Annotated in this window: 14 protein-coding genes; 9 read left to right on the top strand and 5 right to left on the bottom strand. The window is 29.1% G+C overall.

What is annotated here, in order from left to right; all coding sequences use genetic code 11:
- Positions 1 to 34 precede the first annotated feature (34 nt).
- The 5 genes from R3X25_RS13410 to R3X25_RS13390 all read right to left on the bottom strand — a co-directional run bounded on the left by R3X25_RS13410 (position 35) and on the right by R3X25_RS13390 (position 4607).
- A complete protein-coding gene (locus tag R3X25_RS13410) occupies positions 35 to 2479 on the bottom strand; it encodes a M1 family metallopeptidase (protein ID WP_317675443.1) in 2445 nt (814 codons plus the stop codon).
- Positions 2480 to 2612: 133 nt separating this feature from the next.
- Entirely contained in the window at positions 2613 to 3164 is a 552-nt protein-coding gene (locus R3X25_RS13405; protein ID WP_317675442.1) for a DUF4252 domain-containing protein, read from the bottom strand.
- A gap of 4 nt (positions 3165 to 3168) precedes the next feature.
- Positions 3169 to 3681 carry a DUF4252 domain-containing protein gene (locus R3X25_RS13400; RefSeq protein ID WP_317675441.1) on the bottom strand — a complete coding sequence of 171 codons (513 nt, stop codon included), beginning with the start codon at positions 3679 to 3681 and terminating at the stop codon, positions 3169 to 3171.
- Position 3682: 1 nt separating this feature from the next.
- Positions 3683 to 4111, bottom strand: coding sequence for a hypothetical protein (locus R3X25_RS13395; protein ID WP_317675439.1), 429 nt, complete (start codon positions 4109 to 4111; stop codon positions 3683 to 3685).
- Positions 4098 to 4607, bottom strand: coding sequence for an RNA polymerase sigma factor (locus R3X25_RS13390; RefSeq protein WP_317675438.1), 510 nt, complete (start codon positions 4605 to 4607; stop codon positions 4098 to 4100). The genes R3X25_RS13395 and R3X25_RS13390 overlap by 14 nt, the downstream gene beginning before the upstream one ends.
- Positions 4608 to 4751: 144 nt before the next feature.
- Here R3X25_RS13390 and R3X25_RS13385 point away from each other — a divergent pair, with 144 nt between their 5' ends.
- From R3X25_RS13385 to thrC, 9 genes are all read left to right on the top strand, one after another.
- Complete coding sequence (locus R3X25_RS13385; RefSeq protein ID WP_317675437.1) at positions 4752 to 6233, top strand: S41 family peptidase; 1482 nt, start codon at positions 4752 to 4754, stop codon at positions 6231 to 6233.
- Between the two features lie 87 nt (positions 6234 to 6320).
- A complete protein-coding gene (locus R3X25_RS13380; RefSeq protein WP_317675436.1) occupies positions 6321 to 7352 on the top strand; it encodes an oxidoreductase in 1032 nt (343 codons plus the stop codon).
- Positions 7352 to 7903, top strand: coding sequence for a hypothetical protein (locus tag R3X25_RS13375; RefSeq protein WP_317675435.1), 552 nt, complete (start codon positions 7352 to 7354; stop codon positions 7901 to 7903). The genes R3X25_RS13380 and R3X25_RS13375 overlap by 1 nt, the downstream gene beginning before the upstream one ends.
- 64 nt (positions 7904 to 7967) lie before the next feature.
- Positions 7968 to 9200 (top strand): peptidase T, encoded by a 1233-nt coding sequence (gene pepT / locus R3X25_RS13370; RefSeq protein ID WP_317675434.1) that lies wholly within the window; start codon positions 7968 to 7970, stop codon positions 9198 to 9200.
- Between the two features lie 6 nt (positions 9201 to 9206).
- Positions 9207 to 9578 (top strand): group III truncated hemoglobin, encoded by a 372-nt coding sequence (locus R3X25_RS13365; RefSeq protein ID WP_317675433.1) that lies wholly within the window; start codon positions 9207 to 9209, stop codon positions 9576 to 9578.
- 315 nt (positions 9579 to 9893) lie between these two features.
- Positions 9894 to 11099, top strand: a complete 1206-nt coding sequence (lysA, locus tag R3X25_RS13360; RefSeq protein WP_317675432.1) for a diaminopimelate decarboxylase — start codon at positions 9894 to 9896, stop codon at positions 11097 to 11099.
- A 360-nt stretch (positions 11100 to 11459) separates the two neighbouring features.
- Positions 11460 to 13904 carry a bifunctional aspartate kinase/homoserine dehydrogenase I gene (gene thrA, locus R3X25_RS13355; protein ID WP_317675430.1) on the top strand — a complete coding sequence of 815 codons (2445 nt, stop codon included), beginning with the start codon at positions 11460 to 11462 and terminating at the stop codon, positions 13902 to 13904.
- A gap of 1 nt (position 13905) precedes the next feature.
- Positions 13906 to 14826 carry a homoserine kinase gene (locus tag R3X25_RS13350; RefSeq protein WP_317675429.1) on the top strand — a complete coding sequence of 307 codons (921 nt, stop codon included), beginning with the start codon at positions 13906 to 13908 and terminating at the stop codon, positions 14824 to 14826.
- 113 nt (positions 14827 to 14939) lie between these two features.
- Complete coding sequence (thrC, locus tag R3X25_RS13345; protein WP_317675427.1) at positions 14940 to 16232, top strand: threonine synthase; 1293 nt, start codon at positions 14940 to 14942, stop codon at positions 16230 to 16232.

The following is a 16232-nucleotide window of genomic DNA, read 5'->3' as shown; positions in this document are numbered from 1 at the left end:
GATGAGCTTTTAAGTAGTTTTATTATTTTAATTTTTATTGTTCTATTAATTTTGCCATTCCTGTTTTAATAATAACAATTAGTTCTTTTTTATTAGTGTTGCTAGATTGGTGCTGTTTATATACCATTTGATTTAGCATATTTACGGCCATTTGATCAAAATTAAATTTTTTGTACTGTTGTCCCAGTTTTACAAAATTGTTAGTTAAATTTTGGATAGCTTCCTTATTATCACTTTCAGAAATCCATTTAAAAGCTTCTCCATACATATTTTGTGTACGTTTATCTTGACTTAAAAACATTCCTTTTAAAACATTGTTAGCTATAAATGGTAGGTTTGTTTTGTCTTTTTCGTTAATATAAATGTTTACAATTGCATCTGATAAACTTTCTTTTGTAGCTTCATTTAATTGTTTTAATTTGTTTAAAACAGTTGGTTTATCAATTTGATACAGTGAAACAAGTGAAGCTCCTAAAACGGCATTAGATTCACTTTCAATTCCTTTTAAAAAGTAATTTCTATAAATTGGATCTATTAGTTTTCCTAAAACCTTTATAGCTTCTGCTTTTACTAATGTTTTAGTATTGTTTTGAGCTAAAGCAATTACTTTGTTAATTGCATCTTTCTTTTGATGTTTAGGAAACAAATCTAATTGTTGTAAAGCGTATATTTGTAGCTCGTAATATGAATCGTTTAAAGCTTTTAACAGCGTATTGTATGCATCTTTATTTTCTTGTTGTTCTTTAGCTATTTCTTCTAACGCAATTTTTCTATCTAAATATTTTGGAGCGTTATTGTATTGATAGATATATTGCTCTAGTGTTTTACGGTCTGAAATTTTACCTAGTAAAATTCTTTTTGCATCAACATTTACTAATTTAGGAAGTTTTGTAAAATTTAATGTAAATGAACTATCATCACCATTAACCCAAACATTATGACGATTTACAACTCCATTTTCTTCGTAAACATCAATACTTAAAGGAAATTTAAAAGCTTTTCCTAATTGTTTTATATTTACAGTTACCGTTTTATTAATGGTGTTATAATCATAAGAAACAGCCATGTTTATATGTCCACTACCAAAATACCATTGATTAAAAAACCAATTTAAATCCTTTCCGCTAACTTCTTCATAAGCAATACGTAAATCATGAGCTTCAGCTGTACCGAATTTATGTTTTGTTAAGTAATGTTTCATTCCTTCAAAAAAAGCTTCATCACCCAAATAATCTCGTAGCATGTTTAAAATAGCGTTTCCTTTATGGTAACTAACAGGATCGAACATGTGTTCTTTGTCTTTATAATAAAACCGAACTAAATCTTTACTTTCACTATCGCTTTGAAAATACGTTTGAATATCACTTTCCATGTGAGCATCTGCTCTATCTTGACCGTATTTATACTGATACCATAAGTAAACACTATAGGTTGCAAAAGATTCGTTCACTGTTAAATTTGCCCAACTTTCGGTAGTCACATAATCTCCAAACCAATGGTGAAATAGTTCGTGTGCAATGGTCTCTTCCCATTTATTTTCGTCAATTAAAGCACCTTTATGTTGTTGAGCATCTTCACCATGTACAACTGCTGTTGTATTTTCCATAGCACCACTTACATAATCACGCACTACAATTTGTGAGTATTTATCCCAAGGGTATGGAACACCTGTTAAATTTGAGAAAAATGTTAGCATTTCTGGTGTTAATCCAAAAATATCTTTTGCTACATATTCGTATTCAGGCTCAACATAATAATCAACTTTTAATCCATTCCAAGTGTCATTAACTACGCTATAATCACCAACTCCCATAAAAAACAAATACGGAGCATGTTTTTCGTCCATTTTCCAATAATCTGTTCTTGTTCCATTACTGTTTTTATTTTGACTTATTAAGTCTCCATTGGATAAGGTTACAAACTTATCTGGAACTGTCATATAAATTTCTTGTGAAGATTTTTGATTAGGTGAATCTATTGTTGGAAACCAACAACTACTCGATTCTGTTTCACCTTGTGTCCAAATTTGTGTTGGTTTTTCTGGATCTTCGTCTAAAGGATCAATAAAATATAGTCCTTTAGCATCGGTTATAAATTTACTTCCTTGTTGGGTAACTTCTTCTGGTTTAGCTGTGTATTTTATATATACAATATACGTTTCAGTTCTTGTATACGTTTTACCTAATTCAATGGTAATTTCATTATCTGAATAATTAAATGGTGCTTCAGAATTATTAATTTTTACAGCATGTATATCGAAAGATTTTGCATCTAAAACTAGCGTATTAGTAGGATAAAAATGTGGTTTTAAAGTTATCCATGCTTCACCATTTAATTGACTTTTTTCAAAATTGAAGTCTACTTTTAATTTTGTATGAATTAAATCGTTGATTTTTTCTCGCTCTGCTCTGTAGATTTTTTCTTGTGCTTGTGTTATTGACGTTATAAATAACAAAAAAACTACTACTATTTTTTTCATTAATAAAGTTTAATATTTAATATAAGTTTCAAAAATAGTATTTTAAGTGCTTATAGGCGTTAAATACTAGTTAAAAAAGAAAGAGACAAACTGTAAATAGTTTGCCTCTTTTATAATTTTTATTTTTAGCGTATTATTTTGAAATATTTTTAAAAATTCCTTCTAACTGTTTAAGTTGTTGTGAATCATTATCTAATTTAATTTCATTCGTGATTTTTAAAATATCCGAAGGATTCATATTCTCACCTAAAACTCTAACTAACGCAAAGCCTTTAGTGTTATCTGATCCATAAATTACAACTTCGTCAATTGCATTTTCTTCACCTAAATAATTAACAGATACACTTCCAGAACCTCTATTCATTCTTATCAATTCTTTAAATTTAGGATTTTTTAGAATTGCTTTTACTTTTGTTTTTTCAGATTCAAACATTTCTTTGTTATCTTCTGTAACCTGAAGCGCTAAAAAGTTTACTTTTTTAATGGTGTTTAACGTTGTTTTCACTTCTTCAGAAACATCGCCTTCTTTTAATTGAATAATGCTTGCAGGTAAATCAACTGAAATAAATTCAGCCTTTTCTTTACTATCAACATAATATTTTTGTAATGAAGGATTATTATTACAAGCCGTGAATAAAAGGACTGACATAAATATCAGTCCTAATAATTTTATTGAATTTTTCATTTGATTATTGCTTTTTTAAACCGCCATTTGGAATATGAGCTTCTGTTAGTTCTGATATTTTATTTAAATTAATATCACCCGTTAACGATAATATTACAGCTTCTTGATTTGCTTTATTTTGCATATCACTTACAAACATTAGCAATTCACTTACATGATCTTCATCTTTTCCTTTACGCACATATACTTTTACATTTGCATCTTTATCTTTAACACGCATTAACTCTGTTAATTTTGTAGATTTTAAATATTTTGCAACAGCTACAGCCATTTGACTTGCAATTTCATTTTTTTCAGTAGTAAAAACTTTTAACGATGTTAAGCCTTTTACCATATCAAAATATTCTTGTCCTTCTTCACCGCCACCTTTAAATTTGGCAAGCATTTTAAAAGCATCTTGTGATACAACAACTGTTGTTACATCATCCATATCTTCAAACTTGTCAAAAATTGAATTTTGAGCATAATTATTGAATGAAAATAGTGCTATTACTAATATTATAATTATTTTTTTCATGTTACTTTTCTTTAGGTTGTTTAAAAATTTTGTTTGTTGTGTCTTCAAAAATATGCAATTGAGTAATTGCAATATTTCCTTTATTTAAATTTTGGGAAAGCATTCCCAACGCCATTTGCGTGTCGTTGTACATTTTTTCCGCTTTATTGTGCTGTTTTTTTTGATAACCAGCAAATACACTTACTAATAACACTACAGACGCTGCAATTGATAACCATTTCCAATTCCTCTTTTGACTGTTTAATTGAATGGTTTTTGTGTAACGCTCTTGTTTATTAGCTGAAAAATATCCGAATAACACTTGGTATTCTTGCAAATGATCTGGAACATAATTGTTTTGAAAGTAGTTTCTCAACTCGTTTTCTTCTGCAATACTTGTTTCAGCATTTTCGTATTTTTCCAACAACTTTTCTATGTTAGCTAACTCCATATTTGTGTTGTTTTATTAATTGTTCTTTAATTGTTTTTCTAGCTCTAGATAATGAAACTCTCACTGCTGTAGGTTTTAAGTCTAACATTTTTCCAATTTCATCAAACTCATATTGTTCAATATCTCGAAGCTGTATTATTAGTTTCTGTTGTTCAGGTAAGTTGTTAATCAATTTGTGTACCATACTTACGCTGTCGTTCAATTCTACTTTTTTTTGAAGAGGCGTATCTTTTTCTTTATAGTTACTATGTATTAAACTTAAATTACTTGCTTGTTTAGATTTTAAACGATCCAAACAATAATTTTTTGTCATTGTCATAGCAAAAGCCTCTACACTTCTGTAATTACTTAAACTAGATCTATTTTTCCATAACTTAAAATATAATTCTTGTGTTGCATCTTCAGCTTCTTCAGTTGATACCAATAGGCGTTTCGCTAAACGAAAAACTTTATCTTTAAATGGCATTACTGTATTCAGAAACTCTGATTGTTTCATTATTTTAAATTTGGTTTTCTAAATCTTTTTAAGTCGATTTCATAATTATGACGAGCAAGTTACGTTTTTGTAACAGCTGTATTTAAAAAATGTAATTAATTTTTCTAAATTGCGTCTAACATACTGTAAATAAATTTATAAAAAATGAAGAAACTATTTTTAATACTATTTATAATCACTTTTTCTACTACTAGTTGCGATAATAATAATTTTATAGGAATCGATAACCCTTCTGCTACTATAGACAATTCTATAAATGATTTTGTTTGGAAAGGAATGAACTCTTGGTATAACTGGCAAGAAAATGTAACCAATTTAGCGGATAGTAAAGATGATAATTATGATAGTTATTATGAATATATAAATAGTTACGCTTCTCCGGAAGAATTATTTCAATCATTATTATTTGATACTGGAAATACAGATCGGTTTTCTTGGTTTGTAGAAGATTATGTTGAACAACAATTAGCTTTTCAAGGTGTTTCAAAATCTTTTGGATTGAAATTACAAGCGGTAAAAATTAATACTGATGGTGATGTTATTTTTTATGTTAGATATGTTGCTCCAAATTCTCCTGCAAGTGAAGCTGAAATAAAAAGAGGCGCTATTTTTAATGCCATTAATGGTGTGTTAACAACAACTTCTAATTACAGTTCTGTTATTGCAGATTTATCCGAAGAAACAGTTACCCTATCTTTTGTTACTGAAAACAATGGTGTTTTAACCAATGTGGAAGATAAAACAATTACAGCAGTTGAATTATCTGAAAATCCAGTTCATTACACCAAAGTATTTGATAATATTAATGGAAAAAAAGTTGGTTATTTAGTATATAACGGATTTAGATCATCGTACAACGATGAACTAAATGCTGCTTTTGCAGATTTTCAAAATGAAGGAATTAACGAATTAGTTTTGGACTTACGTTTAAACGGTGGTGGCTCTGTATTAACATCTGCTTTTTTAGCGAGCATGATTTATAAAAATGCTGGTACTGATGATTTTGCCGAATTAAAATTTAATTCTAAACATTCTGATGAAAATAAAACGTACCCTTTTTATAATGAATTAACCATTTTTAATATTGATGGAGATATTACAGGAAGCGAAAACATTAATAGATTAAACACAATTTCCGAAATTTACGTTTTAGTTTCTGGCAGCACTGCTTCAGCAAGTGAAATGATAATTAATGGTTTAAAACCATTTATACCTGTAACTGTAATTGGAACAACCACCTATGGAAAAAACGTTGGATCTATAACCTTATATGATGATCCTGATTCTGATTATTTAGATGTAGATTCTGCAAACTCTTCACATAAAAACGCAATGCAACCAATTGTTTTTCAAATTTATAACAAATTAGGAGAAAGTAATTATTATAATGGTTTTACTCCAGATATTGAAGTGGTAGAATATGAATACTGGAACTCTATTTTACCTTTTGGAGATGAAAATGAAGTTGTTTTAAAAGCAGCGTTAGATGCAATTAGTGGTTTATCTTCAAAACCTATACTAAAAGCTAAAAATAACAACTCAATTGAGTTGCTAGAATTTAAAAATTTAGATAACAAATTTGAAAAAGAAATGTATTTAGATAAACATTATTTTATTAGAAATTAATCTTTTCAAATAAAAATATAAAGACCGATTTAAAATCGGTCTTTTTTTTGCAATATATTTAAGTACATTTGCTTAAAACATCAAAAAATGAGATCTAAATTTCTTTCATTATTAAGCATACCACTATTTATAAGTTGTGGCTACTCTCCTAGAGAAACTGTGGAAGTTGAATTTAAAAAATTTGATATGGAAGGCTCCAGTATTAGAGCTATTGAAGTTATAAACGATTCTACAGTTGCTTATGCTGGTTCAGCTGGAGACTTCGGAGTAATTTCAGGAGGGAAAAAAATAAAACTTGGTCATAAAATAATAACAGATTCAATAGTTCCACATTTTAGAGCGCTAACTTATACTGCTGATGCTATGTTTGCTATAAGTATTGGTAATCCAGCTTTACTTTACAGATATAAAAACAAGAAAATAGATATTGTTTACAAAGAAGAACATGAAAAAGTTTTTTACGATGCTATAAAATTCTGGGATAAAGATAGTGGTATTGCTATTGGTGATCCTACTGAAAACTGCTTATCTATTTTAATAACACGTAACGGAGGAAAAGCTTGGGGTAAAATTCCTTGTGAATATTTACCTAAAACTGAAGATGGTGAAGCTGCTTTTGCCGCTAGTAATACAAACATTGCTATTGTAAAAGATCATGCATGGGTTGTAACTGGTGGAAAAAAAGCAAGAGTTTTTCATACAGCTGATAAAGGCATTACTTGGGAAGTGTTTGACACACCTATTCTTCAAGGTAAAGCTTCTGAAGGAATTTATTCAGTAGATTTCTACAATAGAAAAAAAGGTATCATTTGCGGAGGAGATTACACAGATAAATTTGGTAATTCTGCAAATAAGGCTATTACAAATGATGGTGGAAAAACTTGGGAAGTTATCGCTGAAAATAACAGTCCAAAATATGTGAGTTGTGTACAGTATGTTCCATGGGGAAATGGCGAAGAATTATTTGCTGTTTCTACAAACGGAGTTTTTTACACTAATAACGAAGGTAAATCTTGGGAAAAAGTTAGCGACGAATCTTTTTACAGTATTCGCATAAAAGATAAAAATAATGCTTGGGTTTCTGGTGAAAATGTAGTTGCTAAAATGACTATTAAATAATGAAGTATTTATATTTAATTCTTTTATTTTCAATAATTAGCTGTTCTAATAAATTTGAATTAGAAAAAAGATTTGACTGCTCTACTTCAAAAATAAAAAACACAAAACAATTTACTGATTTTAGAAAAAATTATAAAATTGAAATTCCTAAAAATTGGAAAACAAATTTATACTACAACTCCTTTCAATCTGAAATATTTACTGCAGATACTACAAAACAGTTAACTAAAACATATATTCTAGACACTTCTTTTAATTTAGGTGAATTGAAATTTGATACTAGTTTTATTAAAAAAATAGATTCTGTACTTATTGCTAATGATTTAGAATTAGTTTCATATGGAAAAGAGAAATTTAACAAAAAACCTTCTTATTGGTATCTTTCAAAAGGAAATAAAAAAGGATTTACTTACCATCAATTAGATTTTTTTACAAAGCTTTCGAAAACTAATTATTTTAGTACTACAACCAAAGTATATGGCGAACACAATATAAATGAACGCTTTTGCGAATCTATTTCAATTCAAAAAACAGTCGTTTTTTTAGAATAATTTAATAAAAAGGTAACTGAATAGGTTAACCTAAAATTGTACATTTGATAAAAATTTAAAAAACATGCAACAAATAATAGATCGTTTTGTAAAATATATTACAATAGATACACAATCAGACGAAACAAACCCAGCTTTTCCAAGTACTGAAAAACAATGGGATTTAGCCAAAGTTTTAATAGAAGATTTAAAAGAAATTGGAATGGAAGACGTAACAATTGATGATAATTGTTATATAATGGCAACATTACCTTCAAACGTTGATTTTGAAGTACCTACAATTGGCTTTATTGCGCACATAGATACTAGTCCAGATTATTCAGGAACCAATGTAAAACCACAATTTCATCCAAATTACAACGGAGAAGATATAGTTTTAAATAAAGAGGAAAATATAGTTTTGTCTCCAAGTTATTTTGAAGATTTACTTTTATATAAAGGTCAAACCTTAATCACAACAGACGGGACTACATTATTAGGTGCCGATGATAAAGCTGGAATTACAGAAATTATGGAAGCTATGGATTATTTAATCAAGCATCCAGAAATTAAACATGGAAAAATTCGTGTAGGTTTTACACCTGACGAAGAAGTTGGAAAAGGTGCTCATATGTTTGATGTAGATAAATTTGGTGCGGAATGGGCTTATACTATGGATGGTAGCCAAGTTGGTGAATTAGAGTATGAAAACTTTAATGCTGCTGGAGCAAAAATTACTATTAACGGTAAAATTGTTCATCCTGGTTATGCAAAAGGGAAAATGATAAACTCTATGTTAATAGCAAGTGAGTTTATTGCTGCGTTACCTAAAAACGAAATTCCTCAAGAAACTGAAGGATACGAAGGTTTCTTTCACTTACACACTATGAAAGGTGAAGTTGAAAAAAGTGAACTTTACTACATTATTCGTGATCATGATATGAAATTATTTCAAGGTCGTAAAGTATTAGTTGAAGAAGTTGTAGCTGAATTAAATACAAAATATGGTGAAGGCACTGTTGAAGTTGAAATTAAAGATCAATACTTTAATATGCGAGAAAAAGTGGAGCCTGTAATGCACATTGTTGATATTGCTGAAGAAGCCATGAAACAATTAAACATTAAACCACTTATAAAAGCAATACGTGGAGGAACTGATGGTTCTCAACTATCTTATAAAGGTTTACCTTGTCCAAATATTTTTGCTGGTGGACATAATTTCCATGGACGTTACGAATATGTACCAGCTGAATCTATGGAATTAGCAAGAGATGTTATTGTGAAAATTGCTAGTTTAACTGCTGAAAAACAGAAATAATTTCAGTTGAAAGATATAGAGAATAGAAAAGATATTGAGTTTTTAGTTGATGAATTCTATAAACACGTTGTGAAAGATGATACTATAGGTTTTTTCTTTACTAATGTTGTTCCAGTAGATTGGGCTAAACATATGCCAATTATGTATAGTTTTTGGGAAACACTTATTTTAGGAAATGGTGATTACAGAGGAAATCCAATGTTAAAACACATTTCATTAAATAGAAAAGAAAAAATGTTACCTAAACATTTTGATAAATGGCTTGAGTTATGGGAAACAACTATTAAAGCTAATTTTAAAGGTGAAAATGCAATCAAAGCATTGCAAAAGGCTCAGCAAATTGGAGGTTTAATGAAATTTAAAGTTCAAACAACTTAAATCTTTTCAACATACAATATAAAAGAGTTAGCAAATTGCTAGCTCTTTTTTTTTAGTAAACGTTACTTCCTAACTATTTCTTCTCACAATAACGGATTGCGAACGTCATTGCGAATGTTAATAAAGCAATCTCTACTTTTAATAAACAAATACTTTTATTTTACCAACCTACATAATTAGATGTTCAACTATATTAAATGTGTTTTGAAGCAATCTATAGTTTTTTAACAAAATGTTATATGTTGTTATTATTTTTAAAAATGTTTTGCTCATCTGTAAAGAATATTACTTTTGAAACGCTAAAAAATAAACTTAATGAACAACGAACAATTACTACAGTTAACTGAAAAATATGGAAGTCCATTGTATGTATATGATACTGATAAAATTATTTCACAATATCATAGAATGGCAAATGCCTTTTCATCCGTAAATAAATTAAAAATAAATTATGCTGTAAAAGCAAATTCTAATATTAATATTTTAAAGGTTTTAAATCAATTAAAATCAGGTGTAGATTGTGTTTCTATTCAAGAAGTTAAATTAGCAATTGAAGCCGGTTTTAATGTGAAGGATATCTTCTTCACTCCTAGTGGAATTTCATTTGAAGAAATGGAAGAAGCAACAAAATTAGGTGTTCAAATTACATTGGACAGTTTATCTGTTTTAGAAAAATTTGGAGATAAATATTCAAACATTCCTGTTTGCTTAAGAATTAATCCACACGTAATGGCTGGAGGAAATCATAAAATTTCTGTTGGTCATATTGATTCTAAATTTGGTATCTCAATTCACCAAATAGATGGTATTAAAAGTATTATTGAAAAAAGTGGTTTAGTAATTAACGGAATCCACATGCACACAGGTTCTGATATTTATAATATTGAAGCCTTTTTAACTGCAACGGAAATATTATTAAACACGGTAAAAGAATTTGATACTATTGAGTTTGTAGACTTTGGAAGTGGATTTAAAGTTCCTTATAAAGATGGAGATATTGAAACCAATATTGAAGAAATGGGTATTACTTTAAGTAACCGTTTTAATGAGTTTTGTAAAGAATACGGTAGAGAATTAACCATGATATTTGAGCCTGGTAAATTTTTAGTAAGTTCCGCTGGTAGTTTATTAGTTAAAGTAAACGTTGTAAAACCTACACCAAACATTGTATTTATTGGTGTTGATAGCGGTTTAAATCATCTACTTCGACCAATGATGTATGATTCTTACCATCATATTACAAATATTTCCAACGCAAATGATGTTGAAAAAATTTATGATGTTGTAGGCTATATTTGTGAAAATGATACATTTGGATCTAATAGAAGTATTAGTAAAATTAGAGAAAATGATATTTTATGCATTCATAATGCTGGAGCATATAGTTTTTCAATGGCTTCAAACTACAACTCAAGATATAGACCTGCGGAAGTAATGATATATAATGGTGAAGATTATTTAATACGCAAACGTGAAAATTTTGAAGATTTATTGCGCAATCAGGTAATCATTGATTTATAAAATATTCAAAAACTCCGAAGTTATTTTCGGAGTTTTTTATTTTTCATAAAAAGTTCTTTAAAATAATGATATGATTACATTTGAAATAGTGTATTTGTAATAAAACATTAAAAATGATTAGAAAGCTTTTTGTTTTTTAAATTTTAATTACATTTGTCGTATGCAAATAGCAAAAACATATAACAACTCTCAAATTTCAGCAACTCGCTGTAATTTTGCTATTACTACTACAACTACAACAACCCTTTAGGGGTTATTTCTATTCATATCATCCGTATATTATATTCATTTCATTAAAGTTAAATGAGTGGTGAATAAATTCAACAAAAAAATTAAAACGTTAATACAAATTCAAACAAAATGAAAGTATTAAAATTTGGAGGATCGTCAGTAGCATCTTCAGAAAATATAAATAAAGTAATAAACATAGTAAAAGAAAGTTCGTATAAATCGAATGTAGCCGTTGTAGTTTCAGCACTTGGTGGCGTAACAGATTTACTATTAAAAGCAGGTGAATTAGCATGTAAAGCTGATGAATCTTATAAAGAACAATTTAATTTAATTGAAAAAAGACATTTAAACGTTGTTCGAGAATTAATTCCTGTAAATGCTCAAAGTAGTATTTTAGGAGAAGTAAAAAAGAAATTAAATAAATTAGAAACTACACTTGAAGGTGTATTTTTAATTAATGAATTATCTAATAAAACATCTGATAAATTAGTTAGTTTTGGCGAATTATTATCTTCATATATTATTTCTGAAGCTATGATTCATAACAGTTTAGATGCTGTTTTAAAAAACTCTCAAGAATTAGTTGTTACTAATGAAGATTTTTCAAATGCTTCAGTTTTATTTAAACCTACAAACCAAAATATTGCAAATTACTTTGCAGAAAACAATCATAAAATTGTAATGTTACCTGGTTTTGTAGCAACTACTGAAAAAGGTGAACAATCTACTTTAGGTCGTGGTGGTTCAGATTATACAGCAGCTATTATTGCTGCCGCTACAAATTCATCTATTTTAGAAATTTGGACAGATGTAAGTGGAATGTACACTGCAAATCCAAAATTTGTTCGTGAAGCATTTCCTATTAAAGATATTTCGTATCAAGAAGCTATGGAACTGTCTCATTTTGGAGCAAAAGTTTTATATCCACCAACAATTCATCCAGTATTAGCAAAACAAATTCCTATTTGTATAAAAAATACTTTTGATGCAAAGGCAGAAGGTACTTTAATTACAAAAATATCTTCTAACACAAATCCAATAAAAGGAATTAGTCATATAGAAAATATGGCACTACTTACTTTAGAAGGAAGTGGAATGGTTGGTATTCCTGGGTTTTCTAAAAGATTATTTGGAGCTTTATCTGATAAAAAAATTAGTGTTTCATTAATAACACAAGCATCATCAGAACATTCAATTTGTATTGCAATAGATAATAAAGATGTTGCGTTAGCAGAAAACACTATTAATAACGAATTTAACTTTGAACTTGATAGACAAGTTATTGATCCGTTAGTAATTGAAGAAAATAATGCAATTATTGCTTTAGTTGGTGACCACATGAAAAGCCATCAAGGTATTAGCGGAAAAATGTTTAGTACTCTTGGTAAAAACAATGTAAATATTAGAGCAATTGCTCAAGGAGCTTCTGAAAAAAATATTTCAGCTGTAATTGCTCATAAGGATATTAAAAAAGCATTAAATGTATTGCATGCAGAGTTTTTTGAAAATCAAACAAAACAATTAAACCTTTTTGTTGTTGGTGTTGGTAATGTTGGAGGCAAATTAATTGAGCAAATTAAACAACAACAAGCATACTTAATCGAGAATTTAAAACTACAAATACGTGTAATTGGAGTTACAAACTCAAGAAAAATGTTTTTTAATGAAGACGGAATTGACTTAGACTCATATAAAAACCAACTTGAAAATGGTGAAGATTTAAATTTAGACTTATTCCATAAAAAAGTAACTGCATTAAACTATAGAAATAGCATTTTTGTTGATAATACAGCAAGTGCTGATATTTCAGAATTATATGCAGATTATTTAAAAGAAAGTGTTTCCGTAGTAACTTGTAATAAAATAGCATGTTCTTCAAGTTTCAGTAATTACAAACACTTAAAAAGTTTATCTAGAGGGTACAATGCTCCTTTCTTATTTGAAACAAATGTTGGTGCAGGTTTACCAATTATTGATACACTTAAAAATCTAATTGCCTCTGGAGATAAAGTAACTAAAATACAAGCAGTTCTGTCAGGTAGTTTAAACTTTGTGTTTAACAATTTTAATGAGGAAAATTCTTTCTATAATGTAGTAGAGCAAGCTGGAGTTGAAGGTTATACTGAACCAGATCCTCGTATAGATTTAAGTGGTGTAGATGTTGCTCGTAAAATTTTAATTCTTGCTCGTGAAAGCGGAAATAAATTAGATTTAGAAGATATTGAAAACAACTCATTTTTACCTAAAGCTAGTTTAGAAGCTGATTTAGTTCCAGAATTTATGGAAACTTTAAAAACTGAAGCTGCTCATTTTGAAGCAATTTATAAAAAAGCTGCAGCAAACAATTGTAGATTAAAATTTGTTGCAGAATACAATAATGGAGCTGCAAATGTAGGTTTACAAGAAATCCCTTCTGATCATCCATTTTATAATTTAGATGGAAGTGATAATATTGTTTTATTTTTTACTGAAAGATACCCTGTACAACCTTTAATTATTAAAGGTGCTGGTGCTGGTGCTGATGTTACAGCTTCTGGATTATTTGCAGATATTATTAGAATTGGAAATAATTAATATGGACGAAATTAAAATTTTTGCACCTGGTACAATTGCTAATGTTTCTTGCGGTTTTGATGTTTTAGGACTCGCATTAGATAATGTTGGTGATGAAATGGTGATTCGAAAAATTCCTGAAAATGGAATTATAATCTCCAAAATTGTAGGTCAAGATTTACCTTTAGAAACTCATAAAAACGTTGCAGGTGTTGCTGGTTTAGCTTTATTAGCAGAAGCAAATGCTAATCACGGTTTTGAAATAGAAATTTATAAAAATATTAAACCTGGAAGCGGAATTGGAAGTAGCGCAGCAAGTTCAGCTGGAGCTGTATGGGCAATTAATGAGTTACTTGGAAAACCTTTTGGAGTGAAAGACTTGGTTCGTTTTTCTATGGAAGGTGAACGTTTAGCAACAGGTGTTCCACACGCAGACAATGTAGCTCCTGCCCTTTTTGGAGGATTTACTTTAGTAAGAAGCCAAGAAGAATTAGATATTATAAGTATTCCAACACCTTCAGAATTATACGCAACAGTTATTCATCCACAAATTGAAGTAAAAACAGCTGATGCGCGTGAAATATTAAAAACCAACGTTTCATTAAAAGACGCTATTAAACAATGGGGAAATGTTGGAGCGCTAATAAGTGGTCTATACACTAATGATTATGAATTAATAGGAAGATCTTTAAATGATTATATTGTTGAACCAATTCGTTCAATTCTAATTCCAGCATTTGACTCTGTAAAAAAACAATCTATAAAAGCGGGAGCTTTAGGTTGTGGAATTTCAGGTTCTGGACCCTCAATTTTTGCATTAAGCAAAGGTGAAGCAAAAGCTTTGGAAGTTGCAGAAGCAATGAAAAGTGTATATAATAAAGTTGGTATTGATTATGATATTCACGTCTCAAAAATAAATCAACAAGGAATAAAAATTTTATAAACTGTCATTCCAGTAAAACAAAATACAAAAATATGGTGGTTGAGCGGAGTCGAAACCATATTCACTTGAAATTATCATTTCGACTTCGCTCAATGACCAAAAAAAACTAAACCATGAACTTTTACAGTTTAAATAAAAAAGCACCAAACGTAAGTTTTAAAGATGCAGTAATCAAAGGATTAGCGCCTGATAAAGGCTTATACTTTCCTGAAAGCATAACAGCATTAGAAAAAGATTTCTTCAATCATATAGAATACTTTTCAAATAATGAAATTGCTTTTGAAGTTATTAAGCAGTTTGTTGCTGATGAAATTCCAGAAAAGGAATTAAAAGAAATTATAGCAGAAACGTTAAGCTTTGAATTTCCTGTTGTTGAGCTAGAAGAAAATATTTCTACGTTAGAATTGTTTCATGGACCTACAATGGCTTTTAAAGATGTTGGAGCACGTTTTATGGCTCGTTGTTTTGGATACTTCAACAAAGAAAAAACAGACACACAAGTAACAGTTTTAGTAGCTACTTCTGGAGATACTGGCGGTGCTGTAGCTAGTGGTTTTTTAGGAGTTGAAGGTGTTGATGTTGTAATTTTATACCCAAGTGGAAAAGTTAGTGATGTTCAGGAAAAACAATTAACTACATTAGGAAAAAATATTAAAGCATTAGAAGTTAATGGGACTTTTGACGATTGCCAAGCAATGGTAAAAAAAGCTTTTTTAGATGAAGATTTAAAAAGCTATAGAAATTTAACTTCAGCAAATTCTATAAATGTTGCGCGTTGGTTACCTCAAATGTTTTATTTCTTTTTTGCGTATAAACAATTAAAAAGTAAACATAAAGATCTTGTTTTTTCTGTGCCAAGTGGGAATTTTGGTAATATTTGTGCTGGAATTATGGCGCAACAATTAGGTTTACCAGTAAAACAATTTATTGCTTCAACAAATGTGAATGATATTGTTCCTGAATATTTAAAAACAGGTATTTATTCACCAAAACCTTCAAAGCAAACTATTTCAAACGCTATGGATGTTGGTGATCCAAGTAATTTTATTCGTATTCAAGAGATTTACAAAAATAATGATACTACTTTAAAGCAACACCTTTCTTCCTATTCTTTTACCGATAAAGAAACAAAAGAAGCTATGGTTAAAATTAAAGAAACATCTAACTACATTACTGATCCACACGGAGCTGTTGGTTATTTAGGTTTAAAGGAATATTTTAAAGAAAATGAGGGTCAAGGTGTGTTTTTAGAAACTGCGCATCCTGTTAAATTTTTAGATGTTGTAGAACCTGTTTTAGGTGAAACTATTGAGTATCCTCAACAAATAAAAGAGGTTATACATAAAGAAAAACATGCAGAAGTTATTTCAACGTATTCAGAATTAGTTTCTTTCTTAAAAAAATAA

The sequence above is a fragment of the Lutibacter sp. TH_r2 genome, from assembly GCF_033101135.1.
Taxonomy (GTDB): Bacteria; Bacteroidota; Bacteroidia; order Flavobacteriales; family Flavobacteriaceae; genus Lutibacter.
This window is presented reverse-complemented; position numbering and strand designations above follow the sequence as displayed.

Coding starts and splice junctions, on each gene's coding strand:
- thrA (WP_317675430.1), top strand. CDS start 11,460: ATGAAAGTATTAAAATTTGGAGGATCGTCAGTAGCATCTTCAGAAAAT.
- pepT (WP_317675434.1), top strand. CDS start 7,968: ATGCAACAAATAATAGATCGTTTTGTAAAATATATTACAATAGATACA.
- R3X25_RS13385 (WP_317675437.1), top strand. CDS start 4,752: ATGAAGAAACTATTTTTAATACTATTTATAATCACTTTTTCTACTACT.
- R3X25_RS13405 (WP_317675442.1), bottom strand. CDS start 3,164: ATGAAAAATTCAATAAAATTATTAGGACTGATATTTATGTCAGTCCTT.
- thrC (WP_317675427.1), top strand. CDS start 14,940: ATGAACTTTTACAGTTTAAATAAAAAAGCACCAAACGTAAGTTTTAAA.
- R3X25_RS13375 (WP_317675435.1), top strand. CDS start 7,352: ATGAAGTATTTATATTTAATTCTTTTATTTTCAATAATTAGCTGTTCT.
- lysA (WP_317675432.1), top strand. CDS start 9,894: ATGAACAACGAACAATTACTACAGTTAACTGAAAAATATGGAAGTCCA.
- R3X25_RS13380 (WP_317675436.1), top strand. CDS start 6,321: ATGAGATCTAAATTTCTTTCATTATTAAGCATACCACTATTTATAAGT.
- R3X25_RS13395 (WP_317675439.1), bottom strand. CDS start 4,111: ATGGAGTTAGCTAACATAGAAAAGTTGTTGGAAAAATACGAAAATGCT.
- R3X25_RS13350 (WP_317675429.1), top strand. CDS start 13,906: ATGGACGAAATTAAAATTTTTGCACCTGGTACAATTGCTAATGTTTCT.
- R3X25_RS13400 (WP_317675441.1), bottom strand. CDS start 3,681: ATGAAAAAAATAATTATAATATTAGTAATAGCACTATTTTCATTCAAT.
- R3X25_RS13410 (WP_317675443.1), bottom strand. CDS start 2,479: ATGAAAAAAATAGTAGTAGTTTTTTTGTTATTTATAACGTCAATAACA.
- R3X25_RS13390 (WP_317675438.1), bottom strand. CDS start 4,607: ATGAAACAATCAGAGTTTCTGAATACAGTAATGCCATTTAAAGATAAA.